14 protein-coding genes are annotated in these 21,084 nt (G+C 67.0%); 7 read left to right on the top strand and 7 right to left on the bottom strand.

Going from position 1 to position 21,084, the window contains the following annotated elements:
* Positions 1-189: 189 nt before the first annotated feature.
* From QF819_08010 to QF819_08000, 3 genes are all read right to left on the bottom strand, one after another.
* Positions 190-1,056: a nitrilase-related carbon-nitrogen hydrolase gene (locus QF819_08010; protein MDP6803104.1), complete on the bottom strand. Its 867-nt coding sequence runs from the start codon at positions 1,054-1,056 to the stop codon at positions 190-192.
* A gap of 51 nt (positions 1,057-1,107) precedes the next feature.
* Positions 1,108-2,145, bottom strand: coding sequence for a hypothetical protein (locus QF819_08005; GenBank protein MDP6803103.1), 1,038 nt, complete (start codon positions 2,143-2,145; stop codon positions 1,108-1,110).
* Positions 2,146-2,337: 192 nt separating this feature from the next.
* Positions 2,338-3,087 carry a DUF481 domain-containing protein gene (locus tag QF819_08000; GenBank protein ID MDP6803102.1) on the bottom strand — a complete coding sequence of 250 codons (750 nt, stop codon included), beginning with the start codon at positions 3,085-3,087 and terminating at the stop codon, positions 2,338-2,340.
* A 161-nt stretch (positions 3,088-3,248) separates the two neighbouring features.
* Here QF819_08000 and QF819_07995 point away from each other — a divergent pair, with 161 nt between their 5' ends.
* From QF819_07995 to QF819_07985, 3 genes are read left to right on the top strand one after another with little or no spacing between them, the layout of a single operon-like run.
* On the top strand, positions 3,249-4,604 hold the full coding sequence (locus QF819_07995) for a peptidoglycan-binding domain-containing protein (protein ID MDP6803101.1): 1,356 nt from the start codon (positions 3,249-3,251) through the stop codon (positions 4,602-4,604).
* Positions 4,601-7,594 carry a PD-(D/E)XK nuclease family protein gene (locus QF819_07990; GenBank protein MDP6803100.1) on the top strand — a complete coding sequence of 998 codons (2,994 nt, stop codon included), beginning with the start codon at positions 4,601-4,603 and terminating at the stop codon, positions 7,592-7,594. Before QF819_07995 ends, QF819_07990 begins: the two co-directional genes overlap by 4 nt.
* The gene (locus tag QF819_07985; GenBank protein MDP6803099.1) at positions 7,591-10,920 is read left to right on the top strand and encodes a UvrD-helicase domain-containing protein; all 3,330 of its coding nucleotides are present in this window, start codon (positions 7,591-7,593) and stop codon (positions 10,918-10,920) included. The genes QF819_07990 and QF819_07985 overlap by 4 nt, the downstream gene beginning before the upstream one ends.
* A 6-nt stretch (positions 10,921-10,926) precedes the next feature.
* On the opposite strand, the gene QF819_07980 is transcribed toward QF819_07985, so the two are convergent.
* Entirely contained in the window at positions 10,927-13,104 is a 2,178-nt protein-coding gene (locus QF819_07980; GenBank protein MDP6803098.1) for a fused MFS/spermidine synthase, read from the bottom strand.
* Positions 13,105-13,177: 73 nt separating this feature from the next.
* Between QF819_07980 and QF819_07975 the strand changes: the two genes are divergently transcribed.
* The 4 genes from QF819_07975 (at position 13,178) to QF819_07960 (ending at position 18,311) form a co-directional block, all read left to right on the top strand.
* Entirely contained in the window at positions 13,178-14,284 is a 1,107-nt protein-coding gene (locus QF819_07975) for a GDP-mannose 4,6-dehydratase (GenBank protein MDP6803097.1), read from the top strand.
* The gene (locus QF819_07970) at positions 14,281-15,411 is read left to right on the top strand and encodes a DegT/DnrJ/EryC1/StrS family aminotransferase (GenBank protein ID MDP6803096.1); all 1,131 of its coding nucleotides are present in this window, start codon (positions 14,281-14,283) and stop codon (positions 15,409-15,411) included. Before QF819_07975 ends, QF819_07970 begins: the two co-directional genes overlap by 4 nt.
* Before the next feature lie 156 nt (positions 15,412-15,567).
* Complete coding sequence (locus QF819_07965) at positions 15,568-17,304, top strand: carbamoyltransferase C-terminal domain-containing protein (protein ID MDP6803095.1); 1,737 nt, start codon at positions 15,568-15,570, stop codon at positions 17,302-17,304.
* Positions 17,305-17,363: 59 nt separating this feature from the next.
* Entirely contained in the window at positions 17,364-18,311 is a 948-nt protein-coding gene (locus QF819_07960) for a GNAT family N-acetyltransferase (GenBank protein MDP6803094.1), read from the top strand.
* Here QF819_07960 and QF819_07955 read toward each other — a convergent pair.
* Genes QF819_07955 through QF819_07945 form a run of 3 tightly spaced genes read right to left on the bottom strand, consistent with a single transcriptional unit; the run spans position 18,308 to position 20,857 of the window.
* Positions 18,308-19,222 (bottom strand): methionyl-tRNA formyltransferase, encoded by a 915-nt coding sequence (locus tag QF819_07955; GenBank protein ID MDP6803093.1) that lies wholly within the window; start codon positions 19,220-19,222, stop codon positions 18,308-18,310. The two genes, QF819_07960 and QF819_07955, sit on opposite strands and share 4 nt — an antisense overlap.
* 7 nt (positions 19,223-19,229) lie before the next feature.
* Positions 19,230-19,847: a DapH/DapD/GlmU-related protein gene (locus tag QF819_07950; protein MDP6803092.1), complete on the bottom strand. Its 618-nt coding sequence runs from the start codon at positions 19,845-19,847 to the stop codon at positions 19,230-19,232.
* Complete coding sequence (locus QF819_07945) at positions 19,844-20,857, bottom strand: Gfo/Idh/MocA family oxidoreductase (GenBank protein ID MDP6803091.1); 1,014 nt, start codon at positions 20,855-20,857, stop codon at positions 19,844-19,846. Before QF819_07945 ends, QF819_07950 begins: the two co-directional genes overlap by 4 nt.
* Between the last annotated feature and the right edge of the window lie 227 nt (positions 20,858-21,084).

Here is a 21,084-nt window from a genome sequence, read left to right as displayed (position 1 = left end):
CGATCGATTCTCGGCGTGCGAACATCCGGATGCCCACCCGCGCCGAAACAGTCGGCCCGCCAGGTGTCCACCGTGATCAGAACCACGGATTCCACCACCGGCGAGTCTCCCCCGCAACCGACAGGGAGCGCCACAGCGAGAATCAGCGACGCGAGAACCCATCCAGTCCGCTTCACAAGGTCCACGCGATCAGGGCCCCTGCTCCACGAGGTCGTCGTACGAATCCGGGCGGCGGTCCCGGTAGAACTGCCACACATCCCGAACCTCCCGGTTCAGGTCGAGATCCACATCCGCCACGAGAAGTTCGTCCTCCGTCTCGCTCGCCTGCGCCACCAGTCGGCCGCGAGGATCGCAGATGTAGCTGGATCCGTAGAAGTGTCCGGTCTTCCAGGGTTCTTCCTCTCCGACGCGATTGATGGCGCAGATCCAGTACCCGTTGGCGACGGCGTGGGCCGGTTGTTCCAGTTCCCACAGATACTTGGACAGCCCGGCGATGGTCGCGGACGGGTTGAACACAATCTCCGCGCCGTTCAGCCCCAGGAGCCGTGCGCCTTCGGGAAAGTGCCGGTCGTAGCAGATGTAAACGCCCACACGACCGTAAGCCGTGTCGAACACCGGATAGCCCAGGTTCCCCGGCTTGAAGTAGAACTTCTCCCGGAAGTTCGGAAGCTGCGGAATGTGGTTCTTGCGGTACTTCCCCAGGTAGGTGCCGTCCGCATCCAGAACCGCCGCCGTGTTGTAGTAGACGCCCGGCATCTCCTCCTCGTAGACGGGAACCACGATCACCATCTTGTGCTTCACCGCATACTCCCGCATTCGATCGACGGTGGGTCCCGGCACGGGCTCCGCCATGGCGTACCATTTCGCGTCTTCTTCCGCGGGGAAATACGGCCCGTTGAAGATCTCCTGCAGGCAGAGCATCTGCACTCCCTGCTTCCCCGCCTCGTCGATCACGGGCAGGTGCTTCTCGAACATCGCATCGCGGATTCCCTCCAGCGACCCCGTACTGACCGGAGTACTCGCCTGGATGAGACCCACCCTGACTTCACGCGCCATGGTTCCCCCCTCCCGGAAAACGCTCATTGTCGCCCCTTGAGGCGAGACGCGTCAATTCGCCAAAGGGACCCTTCCGCCCAGTTCAAGAGAGAACCGGTCCCCTCTTTCGGAACGCACGAAGCGCACTGTGACCCGCCTCCCGGGCCGTGTCGTGTACAAAGACCAGACCGTGAGAAGCGGCGCTCCCGTCGTGCTTCGCCCCCCCTCAAACCCCATGCCGACGCGGCGTCCGCGTCGCGACACGCCCGCCACCGCTCCCAGTCCGGCACTGCGCCCACCGGATCGGGACTCGACGCGCAACACGCCGCGCGCTCCGCCCGCCGATGCTCCCGCGAAGGATGCACGCCAGCCGGCGCGACCGGGTTCGCCCGTCCCTTGCCCCCGCCATGCCACGGCGGTCACGGCGGCGTCGCGGAACTCCCGTCGAACGACCCACCGGGCGCGGGTTCCCGCGTCCGCGTTCCAGCCCGCCTCCGCTCTCCAGGTGGACTCTCCCATCCCGCTGGCGCCACGAAGTCCCGCCGCGGCATCCAGACCCGGCGCCGCTCCGTCCGAATCCCACTTTGCCGTCACACCCCACACACAGCGTCCGCCGCCCACGGCAAGCCGCGCTCGCGCCCGGTGGGGACCGCCGATCAGTTCCATCCGCACCGGCATCCGTCCGTGTGCGGCCCACGCCCCCATGGCCTGCGCGGAGTCTCCCCGGCTCGATACGGCCATCTCCGCGCCCCGGAACGAGAGGCGAAGCGCCAGACGCGACTCGTCGTCCGTGTCACGCCCCGCGTGGGCCTCGCATTGCACGCGCCCCAGGAGGACGCTCCCCGCCGCACCGCGCACCGTTCCGGCAGAGGAAATCCGCGCCGCCCGCGCCGCCCCCCGACGACTGAGCGGCGAACCCCAGCCCCGGCCCGAGGTGAGATTCGTGACCGACAGCGCACCCACCGACCACGCCCCTCGACGCGTCGCCAGTTTGAACCCCGCGTGCAGCCGACGCCCGCTTGCCGCGGAGGTGCCCACCTCGAAGCGCCCCCCGCCCGCGCGTCCGGCCAGACGCCACCCCACGCCGTACCGAGTCGCGTGAATGCGCATCGTGCCGGTGCCGGTCGGGGTGGGCCCGGACTCCGCGACAACGGAAGTGAGAATGCTCGAACTCGCTAGAAGTGCTATCGCTAACCACTTGGGCCGCCCCACATTGCCGCTCTCGTTCGGGAAGGATGGTGGAGGGAGGGTTCGCTCCCGGGGAGTCTCTCATATACCCGCCACCGACGCGGAAGACCAGCGTCACATACGGAAGGCGAAGCCCGCGCGGAGATTCCAGTCGGTGCTTTCCACATCCGGCGGTGGCTCCGAATCCCAGGCCATCTTCAGACGCAACACCAGCGAAAGCCGCTCCGACAGGGGAGATCGAACGGACGCGGACAGCATCCCCCGCGCATCTCCGGGGTCTGCAGCGCCCGGCTGGAGAAAGACGGTGCCGTCGAGAGTGGCACGCTCGCCCAGCGGAACTTCCGCCCGGCAGAATGAAGACACGCGCACGATCGTGTCCTGCCCGCCGTCTTCAATGCGATCCGTTTCCAGCATCGGTGTGAGACCCACCGAAAGCGTTCGCCTGTCCTCGCGGAGGACATCGAATCGCACCCCCGCCCCCAGCAGGAAGCGCACCGTGAGACTCTGCATGGGGTCGCGCTGAATCTGTGCGAACAGCACGGAGGCGAACCGATCCGCAAAATCGCGATTGTGGCGAAGATGTCCCATGGACGCGTTCCGAACCGTCTCGCCACCAGACACCGCGAAATCCGCCGCGGCCATCATGCGAACCGCATCCCGTCCTTCGCGCCAGGTCACGGTCCCGGAGAGCGACAGATCCGTCAGATCGCTGTTCCCTCCGGTGGCTCCGAGTCGACCTTCCACTTGCGCAGCGTATCCGGAGTCCACCGGTGCTCCACCGCTCACGGTGTCGAGGATCTCCGCGCGAACGGGAAGCACGACAAGACCGCACAGCGTCACGGCAAGCGCACAAGTCCGGATCACGACTCTCCTCCCTCTCGGAAAATGCGTACCCTGCGGGAAGTTTGCCGGTCCGTCCAGTGGAGGATGCTTGACGCGGGACCGTCCGACGAAGACCATCGGTGAACTGTTCGCACAAGAGGGGCCGCCCCCTCCCTGAATCCGACACGATGGAGTTCCTTCGCATGACTTCTGCCAAGACGCGCACCGCGGCCGGACCGCTGAGTGGTTGCCGTGCCATCCCGCTGCTCCTCCTGCTCGCCACCACCCTGCCCGGCCTACTCCCCGCCATGGCCGCGCAGGGAACACCCCCTCCCGTGAACCCGGAGAAGCTGGAGTTCTTGAGCGCTTACATCGTCGGGCTGGAATCCCGTTCCCACGCAGACCACCACGGCTTCGATGTCAGCGGCGCTTCTCCCGTGGAACTCTATCTGGTGGTCGAGGCGGAACAGGACGGCATTCCCGTCTATTGCACGGAGTTTCCCGATGTCCGCGTTCAGGGACGCGGCCTCCCGTCCGCACTCATCGCCAGTCCCGCGGAATGCGGTCTGGAGTCCGCCGAGATCCACTGGGCGGAACTCACTCCGGACGAGACCGCTTCCGTATGGACCCGCGATCGTATCCGTTGGGGAAAGAACCGCTGGACGCTCGAACTGCACGAACTTCCCGGCCGACCCGCGCCCGGCATCCTTCCGTCGTGGGGAACGGGTCGGTTTGCCGCCGCCGTCAATGTCGCCGGAGGAAGCGCTTCCCCCCGCATTCTGGAATCGCCCGGCTGGTCGCCGGGGCCCACATGGCGAAGCCCGGAGGAGGTGCGGGGCTTCCGCGTCTCCCGCTATTCGGACCGGTCTCTCATCGGTCTCGCCATGGGACTCGCCCGGCTTCCCGTTCACGAATCGCTCACCGCTGCCCATGCACGCACACGGACCGGTCTGCGCCCCGTCGATCTTGCCCTCCTTCCCTATTCCGAACTCGCCCACACGCCGCTCCCCACTGACGCGTCCGAACCGCTGGACGGAGAGGCGTGGCACTGGCTCTTCCGCCCCGTCGCACGCGACATCCACCGACGGGCGCTCTCCTCTTCGCCGATGGTGACCGCGGGCGGCCGGGGGATTCCCTGGAGCGGGGGAACCTCAAAGTCCGGGACCATCCGTGGAGACATCCTTCTCACCGGCAGCCGGATCCTCCTGTTGGACACCGACGATGGAGACGGCTGGCTGGGCGAAGGCGACTACGCGTATCACACCGCATCCGGGATACTGGAACGGGGAAAGATCTCCGACATCGAAGGACAGCGCGCGAAGATTCTCCGCCCGCGCACCTTCCTCAAGCTCCGGAAGAAACTCGAAGATGCCGGGTACGGAAGCCAGGGAGGATCCCCCGTGCTGTCGGCGGACCTTCTCGCCACCGTCCAGGAGTTCCAGTCGGATCACCATCTGGAGGAAACCGGTGTCCCGGACCGGAAGACGCTGGAAGCACTGAACGCGTTTCTGGATGCGCTTCGCAGCCACGAGACCCCTGGATCGCCGGAGACGCATTGAACCTGTTTGCGGCCCCGGACCTCGGCACGCTTCGAACGATTCTCCCTGACATACTGAAGAGGCTCCGGGGCGAAGACCCTCTGGCGCGCGTCCGCCTCGTCACTCCCGGGGATCTGGTTCGCGCCGAAGTGCGCCGCGACCTGACGGCGCGTACGGGCGGCTTCCTTGGGATTGAGGTGACCACCTGGGCCGCGTGGGTCGATTCGATCGCACTGCCGGAGATTCTCGGAGAAGGAGGTCGACGCCTCGACGAGGCGGGATTCGAGCGCGTGGTGGCCCGCGCCTGTGCGGATCTCGCGGCGAGCGGAACAAGCCCGGACGGCCCGCTGGAGCGCGCCGCCGACACGCCGGGACTCGCGCGACTCGCGGCGGCGGCGCTTCGCGATCTGATGGAGGCCCGGCTCGACCCGGACGCGCTGGCCGGGACGCTGACCGACCGGGTGGGGCGCGGGTTGCTGGGGCTTTACCGGGAGGTACTCTCCCGCCTCGACCGGGACGGCTTTCACGACACTCACAGCCGGGAAGCCACCGCGGCCCGAATCCTGCGTGCCCGCCCGGACGGCGACCGCGAGGCCCTGCTTCTCTTCGGCTTCCACAACCTGACGCCGCTCCAGCACGCCGTCCTGGATGCGGCATCCGTATCCCGGTCCGTCACGCTGCTTGTTCCCGGGCCGGGGGCTCCCGGAGGCGCCGCCGCCCAGCGACTGATCGACGCGGGCACAGCGAAGGCGGACCCGGTCTATCTCGACCCCATCCCGCCTTCGCCCCCACTCACCTACCACGAAAGCGTATTCGAGATCCCGGTCGTGACCGACCCGGGGCCGGAGTGTCTGGAACTCCTCACTTGCCCGGTGGAGGACGCCGAGGTACGCGCGGTCGCCCGGAGGATTCGCCGGGAGGTGGAGACGCACGGGCACTCCTTCGATCACTTTCTCATCGTGGTGCCGCCCGCCGGACCGTCTCCAGCGCTCTTTCACTCCCTCTTCTCCCGGGCGGGAATCCCGTTGCACGACCGCGCGGGCATCCCCGCCTCCGCAACGCCCCCCGGACGCGCCGCCATCGCGCTGGCACGCATGGCGGCCTCCGGACCGGGCGAAGCGGCGCGAGCGGCCGTCGACTTCCCTGACGAGGTCGCCCGCATCCAGGAGCCACTGCGCTCACTCGCGTCCGCCCGAAACTGGCCCGATGCGAACGAGGCCTTCCGCAATCTCTACCGTGCGCGGCACCACTGCGACCCTGCGCCGTTCGTCGAGAACTGCCTGTTGACGATCGAGATGGTCCACGGAGATGCGAAGGCCTCTCCCGTCGACTTCCTGCGGGAGCTCCGCGCGACGCTCCACTCCACGCTCTACCGCCCCACTCCGGATGACCCGGACACGGCCGCCGTCCTGCTGGTGCGCGCTGACGCGGCGCGCGCCGTCACGCGTCCCTTCGTGTTCTACACGGGCCTGGTGGAGAAAGCCATCCGCCCTCCCCGCCCGGGCGACCCCCTCCTTCCCGAGTCCACCCGCGAGCGCGTCAACCATGTCTTCGAGTCCAAGGGGCGGACACTGGCCCGCCGGGAAGATGTCCTGGTGGAAGATCTTCTTCTGGCGCGATTCGCGCTGGAGGCCGCCTCCGGCCGCGCCGTCTTCTCGTGGTCGGCACGAGCCACCGAAGGCGGCCAAGTGCGGAACCCCTCCGGGATTCTGCTCGATATTGTGTCCGCGCGAGCGGGAGTCGGGATATCACGCGAAGATCCCGCTTTCAGCCTCCACGCTCCGGCAGAAGACCGCGCACTCCGCGAGCGGTACCCCACCGACCCGACGGACCTCGCGCTCACCCTCTTTCGCACACCCGACACGCAGCCGGGCGCTTCGGAACTGGCGCGGATTCTGCGGGACGGCAACGCCCCGTATCTCGCCAATGCGCTCCGCGCCGCGAACGAACGCTGGCGCGGGGGAACACTCACCGCCCACGACGCCGTACTGGCGGACGGCCCCGTCCTCGACGCCATCCGCCATCGATTCCTCGGCGCCCGGACGAGGTGGAGCCCCACCTCGCTGGAGCGACTGCTGGACTGCCCGTTCGCATTCCTCGTACGCGATGTCCTGAAGCTGCGCCCGCCCGAACCCGACGACGACGACCCCGACGCGCGAAGCCGAGGCCAGCTCTTCCACGCCATGGCTGCGGATCTCTACCGTGCTCTCGCCGAAAAGAAACAGCTCCCTCTCACGCCGGAGCGACTGCGCGCGGCACATCAAGAAGCCGACCGAATCGCACGCGAACACCGGCGCGAGTTTGTGAAGGGAGCCTCCGGATCCCGTCACCTTCTCCACGACATTGCGGCAGGCGAAGTGGCCGCCACGCTGGCCGAATCCGTGGTCCGCGAGTGCCTGTCCCGCGACCGCCCGGCCCCGGTGCCGACCCACTTCGAACTCTCGTTCGGTACGGACATCCCCCGACGCGACGCGGACCCCATGTCCACCGAAGACGCCGCCACTCTCCGCCTCACGGGTGCAAAGGACTTGCGGCTCAAGGGGCGTGTCGATCGAATCGACCGGGCGAAGAACGGAGTCCTTCGCATTGTGGATTACAAGACGGGGGAGGCCCGCACAAAGCCCGAGGGGCTTCGAACGAAAGTCAGAGGGCGCAGCCGGGTCGGACTTCAGCTTCCGCTTTACATGGATGCCGTCGGTGACCTTCTGGGCGCGCGCGTTGAGCGCGCCGAGTACCGGCATCGTCCGGCCAACGGGAAGTTCGCCGATCGCGGCCTTGACGGCGAAGAGGTCGAGCGCCTGCGCCCGGAACTGACGCGCTGTCTGGGGCACGCGCTCGACTGCGTCCGGCGCGGCTGGTTCGCTTCCGTACCGGGCGACACCTGTTGCTCGCAAGACCTCGCCCCCGCGTGCGGCCCGTCCCCCGGCGCGCGCGCCCGCCGCAAGGCCACCGACCCCGCCCTTGCCGAACACCACGCCGTTGTTCGCGGAGAGGAACCGGTGAGCAAGTGACGCTGCCCGACGGCAGAATCCGCGAACGCATCATCCGGGAAACCGGCGCAACCTTCACGGTGGAAGCAGGCGCCGGAACCGGGAAGACCACCCTCCTCACCGACCGTGTCCTCGCCCACCTGGAATCGGGAATGCTGCTGTCCCGCATTGCCGTCATCACCTTCACGAGAAAGGCGGCGGCGGAGTTGTCGGCGCGGGTTCGCGAAAAGCTGGGAGCACGCCGCGAAGAGAACTGGGCGGCCGCCGCGCTGGATGAGTTCGACCGGGCCTGTATCGGCACCACCGATTCCTTCTGCCGGACCCTCCTCTCCGACTTTGCGCTGGAGGCCGGAGTTCCACCCGGCTTCGCGGTGGCGGACGACACCGCGCAGCAGGCGCTGAAGGAGGAGGCCATTCGGATCGCGTTGAGTCCCGGCCATCTTCCCGATGCGGAGGGCCTGCGGATGCTGGCCGACGCCGGCGTCCGCCCCGCTTCTCTGCGGAAGATGGCGAAGGACTTCATGTCGGGACGCCCCCTGCCTCCGGCCCCGGAACCCGTCTCTTCGGAAGATCTGGTCGCCGTGCATCGCCGCCATCTGGATGCGATCGACGCCCTGATTCCCCGATGCACCAACCCGGAGGATCGTCTCCTTGGCTATGTTCGGACACTTCAGCACGAGCTCGAGGCCGCGGAAGCACTCGGGGCTGCTGCCGGAGCGCGGATACTGTCCCGAACGTCCGCCGACCCGAGGCCCGGAGGGAAGGGAAGAGCCGGCGACTGGGAAGACGGTGCGAAGGCCGAGGTCCTGGAACTCTTCCACGCATTCCAGGAGGACCGCGAAGAGAGCCTTCGCGCACGCGCCTGCGAACTCACCGGGATTGCCGCCACATGGTTCGACGCCTGTCGGACCGCCTACCAGTCGCTCAAGCGGGAACGCGGCCTTCTCGATTTCGGAGACCTCACACGGATCACGCGAAGCGTTCTCGACCAGCGAGCGGATGTGCGGCGCCGGGTCGCAGCGCGGTACGACGCCATCCTCATGGACGAAGTGCAGGACACCGATCCCATGCAGATGGAGATTGCCTTTCTCCTGACCTGTAGCGAACCCGTCCCGGACGATCTCTTCACCGCGACCCCCCAACCCGGTCGCCTCTTCCTCGTCGGTGATCCCAAGCAGTCCATCTATCGATTCCGCCACGCGGACATCGAGCTCTACGAGAAAGCGCGCGCCCGGGTCGCCGAGTGCGGCGAGGGAGCGTCGATCTTCACGAACTTCCGGTCGCATCCGGCCATCTTGAACTTCGTGAACGATCTCTTCGCCGGGTGGATGTCCGCCGACGACGGCACCCATCAGGCCCGCTATGAACCGCTGGCCGCCAACCCGCTTCGCAAGGTGGATGGAGAGGGCGCCGACGACGAGCCACGCATCCATCTCCTCCTCACCGATCCGGCCGGGGAGGCCTCCATCCCGGAGGCACGCGGCAAGCACGGACTCAAAGCGCCTGCCCGACGAGAAATGGAGGTGGACTCCGCCGTGCGCCTGATCCGGCAGATGCTCGCTCCGTCGGACGCGGGGCCATGGCGGGTGAACGACCCTTCCACCGGGAAACTGCGCAACGCCCGCCCGGATGACATCGCCATTCTCATGCGCAACACGAAGCTCGCGGATGACATGCTCGACGGACTCCGACGAAGCGGCCTTCCCGCGACGGTGGCCGGAGGGCGCCGCTTCTTCCGCCGGGAAGAGATCGCCACGCTGCTCGCAGTGCTGGAGCATCTCGTCCAGCCGGAGGACCGGTTCCTCCGGTTCGCCGCACTTCGCTCGCTCGCTCTGGCTTTCCCCGACGGGGCCCTCGCCGCACACTTCCTGGCACTGGACGACGCGCCCGGAAGTGCCGAAGTGCGTGACGCCGAAGCGTTCCTCGCAGACCTTGCACGGGAGGCGCGCGCTCGTCCTCTGGCGGACCTTCTGACACTTGTCTGCGAGAGGCTGTCCCTCTTCGCCATCTTCGCCTTTCGAAGCGACGGCCCCGCCCGCGTGGAGGGGCTTCGTATGCTCCTCAACCACGCGTCCTCCCTGGAGGAGGCCGAAGTCGACAGCCTTCCGGCCTTCGTTGCGTGGCTTCGCGATCGAACCGGCCTGGACTCAGCCGAAGCGCCCGGAGACCCGGATCCGGGAAGCGCGGGCGGCGTGCAGATCCTCACGATGCACAAGGCGAAGGGGCTGGAGTTTCCGATCGTCATTCTGGCGGATCTTGGTTCCGAGAACTCAAGGACGGCTACGATGGTTCTCGACCGGGAGACCGGGCGCACAGAGTTCTCGCTGGGGGCACGAATCGCCACCCCCGGCTATGAAGAGGCGGCGGCGGCGGAGAAGGTCCGGCAGAGCGCGGAAGAGGTCCGTCTGCTCTATGTTGCGATGACGCGCGCCCGGGACCATCTCGTCATCTCGTGGCCGGAAGGAGCGACGGGCTCTCTCTCCGGCTCGTCACTCGGCGGCAAGCTCGGGCCGCCGCCGGGCGAGGCCGCGCCCGAGGAGTCCGGGCTGCACACGATTCCGGCAGCCACCCTTCCCCCCCGGCAAGAGGGCACCCTCCGTCGCACGCTCTCGGTGGACGATGCGGAAGAGACCGCCGCCGCGCTTTCCCCGCGCCCCCCCGGCCCGACCGGTTGGGCCGGGGCGATCCATGCCGCCTCTCGCCCGGCGGTGGCACTCACGCCGTCCGGGCTCGCCCACGACGAACCCGCGCCACCGTCCGCCCCGTGCGCGACCCCACCGACCGGCGACGGGCGTGCGATCGGAACGCTCGTCCACAAGGCGCTGGAACTCCTCGTGGCCGGGGGAGTGGATGCGGCGCAGGCCTTTGAGCAGGCGGTGCCGGTCGTGCTGGAATCGATCCAGCGCGAACGCGAGGAGGCATTCCACTTCGACGACCGGTCCCTGGCGACCGCGCGGAGTCTCGTCGACCGGGCAGCGGCCTCGACGGTGCTGGCGACCATGCGTTCGGAAGGGAACTGCCACACGGAGGTTCCCTTCGTTCTGGGACTGGAGCACGGGACACTTTCCGGCGACATCGATGTCCTGCGCTCAAACCCGGACGGCACGCTCTCCGTCTTCGACTACAAGACCGACCGCGTGACCGCCGACGAGATCCCCGCGCGGGCCGAGCACTACCGGAAGCAGCTGCTCGCCTACGCCACCGCTGCCGCCACGATCACGGATCGAGTGGTTCGCGACGCGACACTTCTCTTCCTGTCGGTGGATCCTGTGGAGGCGGTCGCCATCGGGGTGGAGGCGGACTCGCTGGACGAGACCCGGCGGATGCTGGCCGTCCCCGGGGCGTAGCGGGGATCACTCCGGCGCAGTGGCCAGAGCTTTCTCCAGATTCGCGCGGGCTTTCGCGTGGCCGGGGTTTCGCCGGAGCACTCTCCGGAACTCCTCGACGGCCTCCCCGACGCGCCCGTCCCGAATGAGCGCAATCCCCAGATTGTTGCGCACTTCGTGGCGGTCGGGGTCCACCTCCAGCGCAAGACGAAACGCCGACGCCGCCTCTGCGGGCGCTCCCAGTTCCAGCTGGACGACGCCCAGCATCTCCAGCGCATGGCCTTCTCCGGGACGGGACTCCAGCGCCCGTTCCAACTGCTCCCGGGCGTCGTTCAGCCTGCCCGTCCTTGCAAGCGCCCCGGCGTATCCGATCCGGGCAGTCGGGTGGGTTGGATGAAGCCGCACCGCTTCCCCATAGTGCCGGACGGCTTCGCGCAGTTCCCCGGAGGCCGCCAGGAGATTCGCGAGGATCCGGTGCGCATCCGGATGCTCCGGGTCCATGTCCACCGCCTTCCGGCAGGGCGCCGTCGCGCGGTCCGTGCGCCCTTCGCGAATAAACTCCTCGGCCCGGTGCACCAGCGCGGAAGCGGCCAGCGACCTCGCGGAAGTTCGCACGACCGGAGCAAGCAGGTTCTCGACGGGAGCGTGGTCATCCGTCAACACCATCCCCCCGGAGCGTTCGCGAAGAACCCGCAGCTCCGCCGCGGTCAACGGATGCAACTGGCGGCGCGGGTCGTAGGTTCGGACCGCATGCGCGAAGTCGGGCGCTTCCCGGGTTCCCACAAGAATGAATGTGGTGCGCGCTCTTTCAGACGCGGAAGGCCCGTCTCCCTCGATGAGCACCGTCACGAAGGGGAACACCTCCGCCACGGTGTTCATCATGGCGCCGACGAAACGACCGCTTGCGTACACATCGATCAGGTTCATGAGAAACGCGCCGTCCGGGGCCAGGATCTTCTCCACATCCCGCAGGAACTCCACCGTCGTCAACTGGTAGGGCACGGAGAAGTCGTCCACGGCGTCGAGGTACAAAAAGTCGTACGGATCGTTCAGTGCACCACCGGACGCCTCCTCCACCAACCGGCGCACATGGACCCGGCCGTCCACATGGCCAATGTCGAGACCGTGGTCTGCGGGCAGGCCGAAAGCCTCCACGGCAGCGCGGGTCACCGCCGGGTCAATCTCCACGACCTCCGTCCGGCTCCCCGGATAAACGCTGTCCAGATAATATGGAAACACATACCCCCCCCCGCCGATGGTGAGCGTGTGCAGACGCCTTCGATCTCCGCGCAGAGCTTCCGTGGCCGCGGAGTAGATCCGCTCGTACCCGTACTGATGGTCGAAGGGAACCCCGGGGATCATCGCGCTGTGAAGAAGCCCGTTGAGGTACATCTCGTGCCGGATCGGCGGCCCGTCCACGCGGCGAATGATGATATGCGAGTACTGGCTCTCGTCCTCGTAGATGACATGGGAACCCGGCTCCGTACGAAGCGCCAACGCGGAACCGGCATCGCGTGCCCAGCTCCAGGGGCCGGTCCCGAGCAACGCCAGCCCTCCCAGTGCGATCGCCCAGGACCACGCCGCACGCGAACCCGCGCCGAAGAGAAGACCCAGCGCCGCGAGGATGGCGGCCACTCCCCAGATGACCGTGGAGACTCCCAGAAGAGCAATCAGCATATAGCCGGTGAGGAATGTCCCCACCAGGCTTCCCACGACTCCCCAGGCGTAGACATTGCCGAGCGTCCGGCCCGTCTTCCCGCCTCCGTCCAGAGCCATCTTGGCGGCCACCGGGCTGATGGTCCCCAGCATGACCGAAGGCAGCAGAAAGACCACGGCCACATGCGCGGCAACGCGAACCGGCCACGCCAGCGTCCACAGGAAGACCCATCCGGCGACAAGGTTCCCCACCACGGTGATGGAGACGCAGAGCGCCGAGGAGAGAAGGAACAGGACTGAAAGCGCGCGGGCAGCGGGGACGCGATCGGCCAGCCGCCCGCCGACGGTGTTCCCGACGGCGATACCGGCCAGAACGATTCCGATCACCGAGGTCCAGGTGTAGATGGAGTTTCCCAGCTGCCCCGATACAATCCGTCCCGCCACCAGCTCCACCACCATCACGCAGAAGCTGGAGAGGAACACGGTGGCCTGCGGAATCCATACAACGCCGCGCGGACGGGCCGCCCCGGAGGGGTTCTGTCGAGCCAAGGTCTCCACCTTTCCCCGCCTGCGGCATCTCATCCGAGGCTGCGAAGCATCAATGAGCTTGGTCAATGAGCCGATGAACAAGCTGAACGAGTCGATTGGACGCGCCATCGTAGCAGAGGGGTTGCCGAGGGCCAAGAGCCGGGAGAGTCTTCCCGGTCGCGTCGATTGGGGCTATTCTCGGCGCGAGTGCCACACCAACCAGGCGGGGGGAGTCGTGAACAACCGACGCGTGCTCGTGACCGGGGGAGCCGGTTTCATCGGAAGCCACCTCGTGGACCTTCTCCTTGCGGACGGGGCCTCGCGAGTGGTCGTGGTCGACAACTTCTTTCTCGGGACCCGGGAGAACCTCGCGGACGCGCAGGCCGCCGACGGGGCGCTCTGCATCATCCATGAGAATGCCGAAGACCTCCCCGCCATGCGTGAAATCATCGAGCGCGAGGAGATTCAGGATGTCTTCAACCTTGCCACGAAAGCCCTGGAGTACTCGTTCGACAACCCGGCGGGTGCCGCGCGCGTCAATACAGACATCGCCCTGACGCTGGGGGAACTGCTTCGCAAGGGGCACTACGAACGGCTCTTTCACACGAGTTCGTCCGAAGTGTTCGGCACGGCACGCGAACGCCCCATGACCGAGGACCACCCGAGAAACCCCACCACCCCGTACGCCGCCGGAAAGGCGGGAGCGGATCTGATCCTCCAGTCTTACGCGCGCACCTTCGATCTGGACATTCGGATCGTCCGTCCGTTCAACAACTACGGGCCGCGTCAGAACACCGGACGATACGCGGGCATTGTCCCGCTGACGATGGAACGCCTCCTCGCGGGGAAGGCCCCGATCCTTCACGGCGACGGATCTCAGGGCCGGGACTTCGTCTTCGTCCGGGATGTGGCACGCGGACTCCTGACTGTCGCCGCCTGCCCGGACGCGCGCGGGCAGGAGTTCAATCTCGCATCCGGCATCGAGACATCCGTTCTGGAACTTCTGGAGACTCTCTGCCGCGTGGCGGGTTTCGACGGGGAGTGGATCCGCGAAGACCGCCGCACCGCAGATGTCGACCATCACATCGGAGACGGCAACCGCCTGGCCGAAGTCACGGGCTTCCGTCCGCCGACCTCGCTGGAAGAGGGCCTCGAATCCACATGGAAGTGGTATGCCTCCGCGGCGGGCGGTTCCCCGTGATCCCGGTTGCACGCCCCTGCTTCGGCGAGGAAGAAGAGCGCGCCGTCGCCGCGGTCCTTCGTTCCGGGTGGGTGGCGCAGGGTCCGGAGACGGTGGCGTTCGAGCGGGAGTTCGCCGGATATGTCGGGGTGTCGCACGCGGTGGCCACCTCGTCCTGCACGACTGCGCTGCATCTGGCCGTAGAGGCGGCAGGCATCGGCCCGGGCGATGAAGTTCTCTTCCCCGCGTACACATTCCCCGCGACCGCCAATGCCGTCCTTCACGCCGGGGGCACGCCCGTTCCGGTGGACATCGACCCCGTTACGCTGAACCTCGACGCAAAGAAGACCGCAGCGGCCGTCACGCCCCGTACGAAGGCGGTGATCGCCGTCCACCTCTTCGGGTGCGCATGCCCCATGAGTTCGCTGGAGAGCCTCTGCCGGGAGCACGACCTCTTCCTCATCGAAGATGCCGCGTGCGCGGTGGGCACCATGGTCGAAGGCCGCCCGGCCGGATCGGTGGGTCGCGTGGCCTGCTTTTCCTTCCACGCCCGGAAGGTTCTCACCTCCGGCGAGGGGGGAATGCTCACGACCGACGACGAGAGCACGGCTCATCTCCTCCGAAGCCTCCGGAACCACGGTGCGGATCGCTCCGCGGAGGAGCGACAGAAAGAGGGCTCCGCTCCTCCGGCGCCTCGCTTCGGACGGCCGGGGTACAACTACCGCATCTCGGACATCCAGTCCGCGGTCGGGCGCGTGCAGTTGAGCCGTCTTCCCGCTTTCCTGAAGGAAAGACGCGAACTCGCCGAGCGCTACGCCGAGGGGCTGGCCGGACTCTCCGGACTCCGCCTCCCGCCGCTGCCGGGGGACGCAGGGCACAGCTTCCAGAGCTTCGTGGTCGTGCTGGATCCTCCCGCGCCCGTGGACGCTCCTGCGCTCATGGGAACCCTCGCTGATCAGGGAATCTCCACGCGGATCGGGACCTTCGCCGTTCACCGGGAACCCTACTTCGCAGACCTCTTTCCGCAGATCCCCGCACTCCCCGAGGCCGAACACGCCGCACAGGCCTCGGTCGCGCTGCCTCTTTACAACGGGCTATCCGTTCCGGATCAGGACCGCGTGATCCGCGCTCTTCATGCGATCTGGTAGACAGGATCGCTAACAGCCTGTACACTCGTCGGTTAGGTCGTCTTTCGCGTCTCGCTCAGGCACGGGGTCTCCCCTGTTGGGCGGGGCCGCGTGTCACCCAGATAGTAGCTGTCAGCCCGTCTTTCTCTGCGGGATCGGGCAGGCCCGGGGGTTGGAGTGAATCGGCTCGTGCTCGGTCTTTACGACGGACCCTCCGGCGCCGCCGCGCTCTTCCGCGAAGGGCATCCCCCGGCCGTGTTCGAAGAGGACCGCCTCCGGAGAATCCACGGCGTCACGGGACTCCCACGCGCCTCCATTCAGTCGGTGCTGGCCGCGTCGGGCGTGTCCGGGGGCGACATGGACGCCGTCCTCATCGCTCCCCGGTCAGGCACGCACTTTGCCGCAGACGGAAGCGACGGCTCGGTGCAGGCGGCATGGTCCGCCCTGGAGCGCGCGGCCCCGGGGCGGTTCTCCCGGCCGATTCGCGACGCTGTGTCTCGCGCCCGAAGGCGCCGACTGGACGAAGCACTCCGCTCGGAGTTTGGATTCGGCTGCCCGATTCGTTTCGTCGAGCGTCTGCATGCGCTCGCTGCCGGGGCCATCCACTCGGCGGGAGTCCCGGACGCACTGGTGCTGCTGCTCGATCGCGGCTGGCCGGGCCGATGGTGGTCCGCGGTCGCTTCCGTGGAGGCGGGCCGGGTGGAGGTGCTCTCCCGGCAGGGTGGCACTCACTCGCTGTATACCCTCCTCGAAAGTGCCTGCACGCGCCTCGGCCTTCTTCCGAATGCGGATCGGTGCCGGGTTCTGGAGGAGATGGCCTCTGCCGGATCGCCGGTCTACAAGGACTCGCTTTCCACGCTCTTCTGTCTGGAGGACGATCGCTACCACGCTCATCGAGCCCTCTTTCGCTTCGGCGGCCCCCTGGCCGGAGTTCCCCGCCGCACTTCGCCCGAAGATGTGGCCGCCAGCGTTCTTGCCGCGGCCGGTGAAACGCTGGCCGCTCATGCGTCCCGCTGGCTTGCCCGGACGGGACATCGGCATGTGGTGCTGGGAGGCGTCCTGTTCGAACTCCCTTCACTGGTCAGGCATGTTGTAGAGACCGCACGGGGAGCCACCGTTCACCTTCCGGTCGCGCTGGGAGGAGGGGGCATAGCGCTCGGCACCGCCTTCACCGCGTGCCTCCCCGGGACTCTGCCCCAGCCGTTTCGCCCTCCCCCGCCCGGGATCGCGAATGCCTGCACCGGACCGTTCTTCGATGACTCCCTCATTGCCGAAGAACTCCGACGGGAGCCCGCCGTATTCGAGCGACCCGACGACATGGAACAGCAGATCGCGAAACTCCTGGCTCACGGGAAGACGGTCTCACGCTTCCTCGGCCCGTCCGAAGTCGGTGCGGAGAGCCTCGGAAACCGGGCCATTCTTCGCGAGGCGCGGAGTGCAACCCGGCGAAATCCAGACCCGCTGCCCCCCGGGAGCTTCCACGCACTCGTTCCGGAAGGGGATCTGGACGCACTCTTCCACTCTCCGGACGGACTGGATCGAAATGACCTCACTCATCATCCGCTTCCACTCCGTGCCCGCAGGGGGTTTCGCGAACTCTGCCCGAATCTGGTCGCACCGGACGGTGCGGTGAGAACGCAGATCGCGTCCGGAAGAAGCAATGCGGCCCTCATGCGGATCCTCGCGGAGTACGAACACCGCACCGGCGTGCCCTGCCTGGCGGTCGCTCCACTTCGACTCCCCGGCGAACCTCTGGCGGCCACTCCCGGCGATGCCTACCGATTCAGCCGAAGGCTGGGTGTCGACCGCGCGGCCATGGGCAGCTATCTCGTCGAGATCCCCGGGGCCACTCACGGAGAGCAGGGCGTGCTCCGTGTACTTCCGCCGCGTGACACCTCCGCGGGTGGCTGTTAGCGTGTGCCTCAGAATCCATTCGCTGCCATGCGAAGCGGCACCGTAACGGGAGATCTGTCGTGCAACTGGTGTCATGGAATGATCGCGATCCCGCGCCCTGGGACGGCTTTGTCGATCGGGTCGGGGGGTTGATCTTTCACCGCCGTTCCTTTCTCGGCTATCACCCGCCGGAGAGATTTCAGGAGCACCACCTCGCGGCGATGCAGGGCGACAAGATCCAGGCCGTGATTTCCCTTGCGGAATCGGAAGACGGTGGCGGACGCCTCCTTCGAACGCCCTACGGCGGGAGTTTCGGAGGGTGGGCAGGTGCTCCCTCCCTCTCCGGGAGGGAGCACCTGGAACTGGTGGACCTCCTGATGGAGTACACGCGGCACCACGGTTTTCAAGCGCTCGTGTACAGCGCTCCCCCGGCTCCCTACAGGACTGCGGGCGATTGGGTCAGCTTCGCCCTCGGGGCACGCGGAGCCGTGATCACCGCGCGAGAAGTCACGCACATCGTTCCGCTGAATTCCGCGGGAGATCCGCCACGACTTCGCGAAGCCACCCGGCGTGCCGCACGAAAGGCCACCCGCGCGGGAACAACGGTACGGCGCGCGAGCGCGGGTGAACTCCCCGCGTTCTACGCACTGCTGGACGCCGACCGCCGCGCCAAGAGTTCACGCCCCACGCATACGCTGGAAGAGCTCTCCGATCTCTTTGGGCGACACCCGGAGGACTTTCTGCTCTTTGTCGCGGAATCGGGTGGCGAACTGGTGGGCGGGAATGTGGTCATCGTCACTTCACCAAAGACCGCGCTCAGTTTCTACCCCGCCCGCTCCGCCACCCCCGCGAGCGACGGCTGCATGCACCTTCTGGGGCTGTCGGTGATCTCCGCGACGCGAGACCTCGGCCTGGACTGGCTGGACCTCGGCACATCGTCGATCGACGGAGAACTGAGCGCCGGTCTCTGCCAGTTCAAGGAAGGCCAGGGAGCCCTCCCCTTCCTGCGGGAGACCTGGCGCATCTAGCTTTCGAATCGCCCACCCCGGGACAACGCGCCAAAGGCACGCTCCTTTTCTGCGCGAGTATCTTCATCGCCCAGCGTCGCGTCCACGATCCGAACCGCCCCTCCGGACACACCCGCGTACGCGGCTCCGTCCGCCGCGACCCGGAAGGCACCCGGTTCCAGCGATTCGAACGCCTCGGCCACCTTCCAGATGCGAAGCGTTTCCCCGGCGAGCGTGGTGAACGCTCCCGGGTAGGGCCGAGTCAGTCCGCGCACCCAGTTCACCACCGTTTGCGGGGAGGCCGACCAGTCCACGCGACCGTCTTCCGGTCGGCGACGCGGCGCAATGGTAGCCCGCGAATGATCCTGCCCGGTTCGCGGAGCCGTCCCGTCGCGAAGCCCGTCCAGATGCTCCGCGAGCAAGGCCACGCTCTCCTCGGCCAGCCTCGCGCGGACAGTGGCCGCATCGTCGGTATCGGTGATGGGAAACGGGCGCGCCCCCACCACATCGCCCGTGTCGGTGCCTTCGTCAAAGTAGAAGAGTGTCGGGCCGGTCTCTGCTTCGCCGCGTATGAGCGCCCAGTTCACCGGCGCAAATCCCCGAAGCCGCGGCAGAAGCGAGCCGTGAATCCCGAGGCATCCCTTTGCCGGAATCGCCAGAACTTCCGGCGGCAGAATCCACCGCCACCCGATTGCGAAGAGAATGTCCGGCTTGAGGTCTTGCAGTTCGCGAATGGCCGCGGCAGTGCGAAAGCGTCGGCCGCGGATACGGTGCAACCCGTGTTCCCGCGCAAGCCCCGCCACGCCATCGGTCCAGGCTTCGTGCGCAGCCGGTTCGAAAGTCCCGACGCCGACCACTTCATCGCCACCCCGGAGGATGACCCGCAGGCACGCCTCCCCGATCTCCTGACTCCCGAGGAAGACAACCCGCACAGCCCGCTCAGGATCCGTGAGGAGGAGAAGAAGACATCGGCTGGTGTGCGCCGTCCCACAGGCCTTCGGGAATGCGAACCTCTTCGCCGGTCTCGGCGGCCCGGGCGACCACCATCCCTTCTTCGCGGGACACTTCCGCCACACGGCGCCCCATGACCGAGACGAATCCCACGATTCGGCCGGGGTTCCCCAGCACCAGCGCGTGGTCCGGCACATCCCTGGTGACGACAGCGCCCGCGCCCACCATGCAGTACGAACCGACCGTCACGCCACACACGACGACGACATTCGCCCCGATGGAGGCACCCTTCCGTACGAGGGTTCGCACCACATGCCACTCGGCGTCGAATGCGCGGGGGTAGAGATCGTTGGTGAAGGTCATATGCGGCCCGAGGAAGACATCGTCTTCAATGGTGACCCCGTGATAGATGGACACCCCGTTCTGGATCTTCACATTGTCGCCGATCTCCACGGTATGATCCACATACACGCTCTTGCTCACCACGCACCCCGTGCCGATGCGTGCGTTCTCGCGAATCTGCACATTGTTCCAGACGCAGGTTCCCGCACCGATGATCGCGCTGGGATCCACTTCCGCCGTGTGGTGAATGTAGCCGTCGCTCATGCGTCCCCCCCGATCGCCGACGCCGACCCGTCGTTCGCGATCGACCGCTCGATTCCCTCCAGCACTTCCAGCACCCGGAGGCCATTGTCAGCGTCCGTGCGGGGCTTCGACCGGTCCAGCACGCAATCGAGAAAGTGCAGCGCCTCGAACTTCAGCGGTTCTCCGGTCGGAACCGGCGGAATGCGCACATCCCCCACGCGCTCGGTGATGGCGTCCTGGAAGCTCTCGTAGTACTCGGTAGTGTCGATCCCCTTGTCGATGATGCGCACCTTCTCGGAGGGTTCCATGTCATCGAAGACCGCCATCCGGCGGCTCCCGACCACCGTGATGCGCCGGACCTTGTGCGGGTCAAGCCAGCTCACATGCAGGTGCGCGACAATCCCCCCTTCGAAACGGATGGTCGCAAACACGACATCCTCCAGCCCCGGCCGAAGATAGGACCCTCCCTGCGCGGAGACGGAGATCGGCCTGGCGTCGGTCAGGAAGCGAATGATGGAGACATCGTGCGGGGCAAGATCCCACAGCGCGCTCTCCGCGGCGCGGACCTTCCCGAGATTCAAACGCGTGCAGTAGAGGTAGTACAGGTCTCCGAGTTCCCCGGATCGGACGGTGTCCCGAAAGGCCACGAGGCCCGGATGGTACTCCAGCAGGTGCCCGACCATGAGAACCCGACGATGGGTCTCCGCTTTCGTACGAAGAAGCCGGCCCTCCGCCACAGACATCGCCAGCGGCTTCTCCACGAGGACATCCACGCCTTCGTCGAGGAGGCGGCCCGCCACTTCGCAGTGTGTCGACGCGGGCGTGGCGACGACTGCGGCATCGATTCCCATCTCCAACAGATCATCCAGATCCGGAACGACCGAAACGCCGGGATAGAGCTTCTCGGCGGAGGCCCTCGCTTCCGGCCGGGTGTCGCAGATTCCGACCAGATCGCAGCCGGACAGCGAGTGAAAGACCCGAGCGAAGTTCGGCCCCCAGTATCCGAATCCCACAACGCCGACCTGGATCAACGCAGCCCTCCCGGTGGGTGTGTCACGCACTTCCCCCGACGAGCGAAGTACGCGGGGAATCGTAGCCCGGATGTCTTCCGGTGCGCCAGACTGAAGGCACACCCTCAGACTGCGGCCCCTGAAGGGAATCGGCCGATTCTTCACTACGATCGAGAGATTTCGTCACTCGACAACTCCGGAGAATGCCCGTTGTCGCTTCGGGGGACGCTTGCTACGATTCCATCAAG

The organism is Gemmatimonadota bacterium, assembly GCA_030747075.1.
GTDB lineage: Bacteria > ARS69 > ARS69 > ARS69 > ARS69 > ARS69.
Note: the sequence above shows the minus strand (reverse complement) of the source record. Positions and strands in the feature narration are given on the sequence as shown.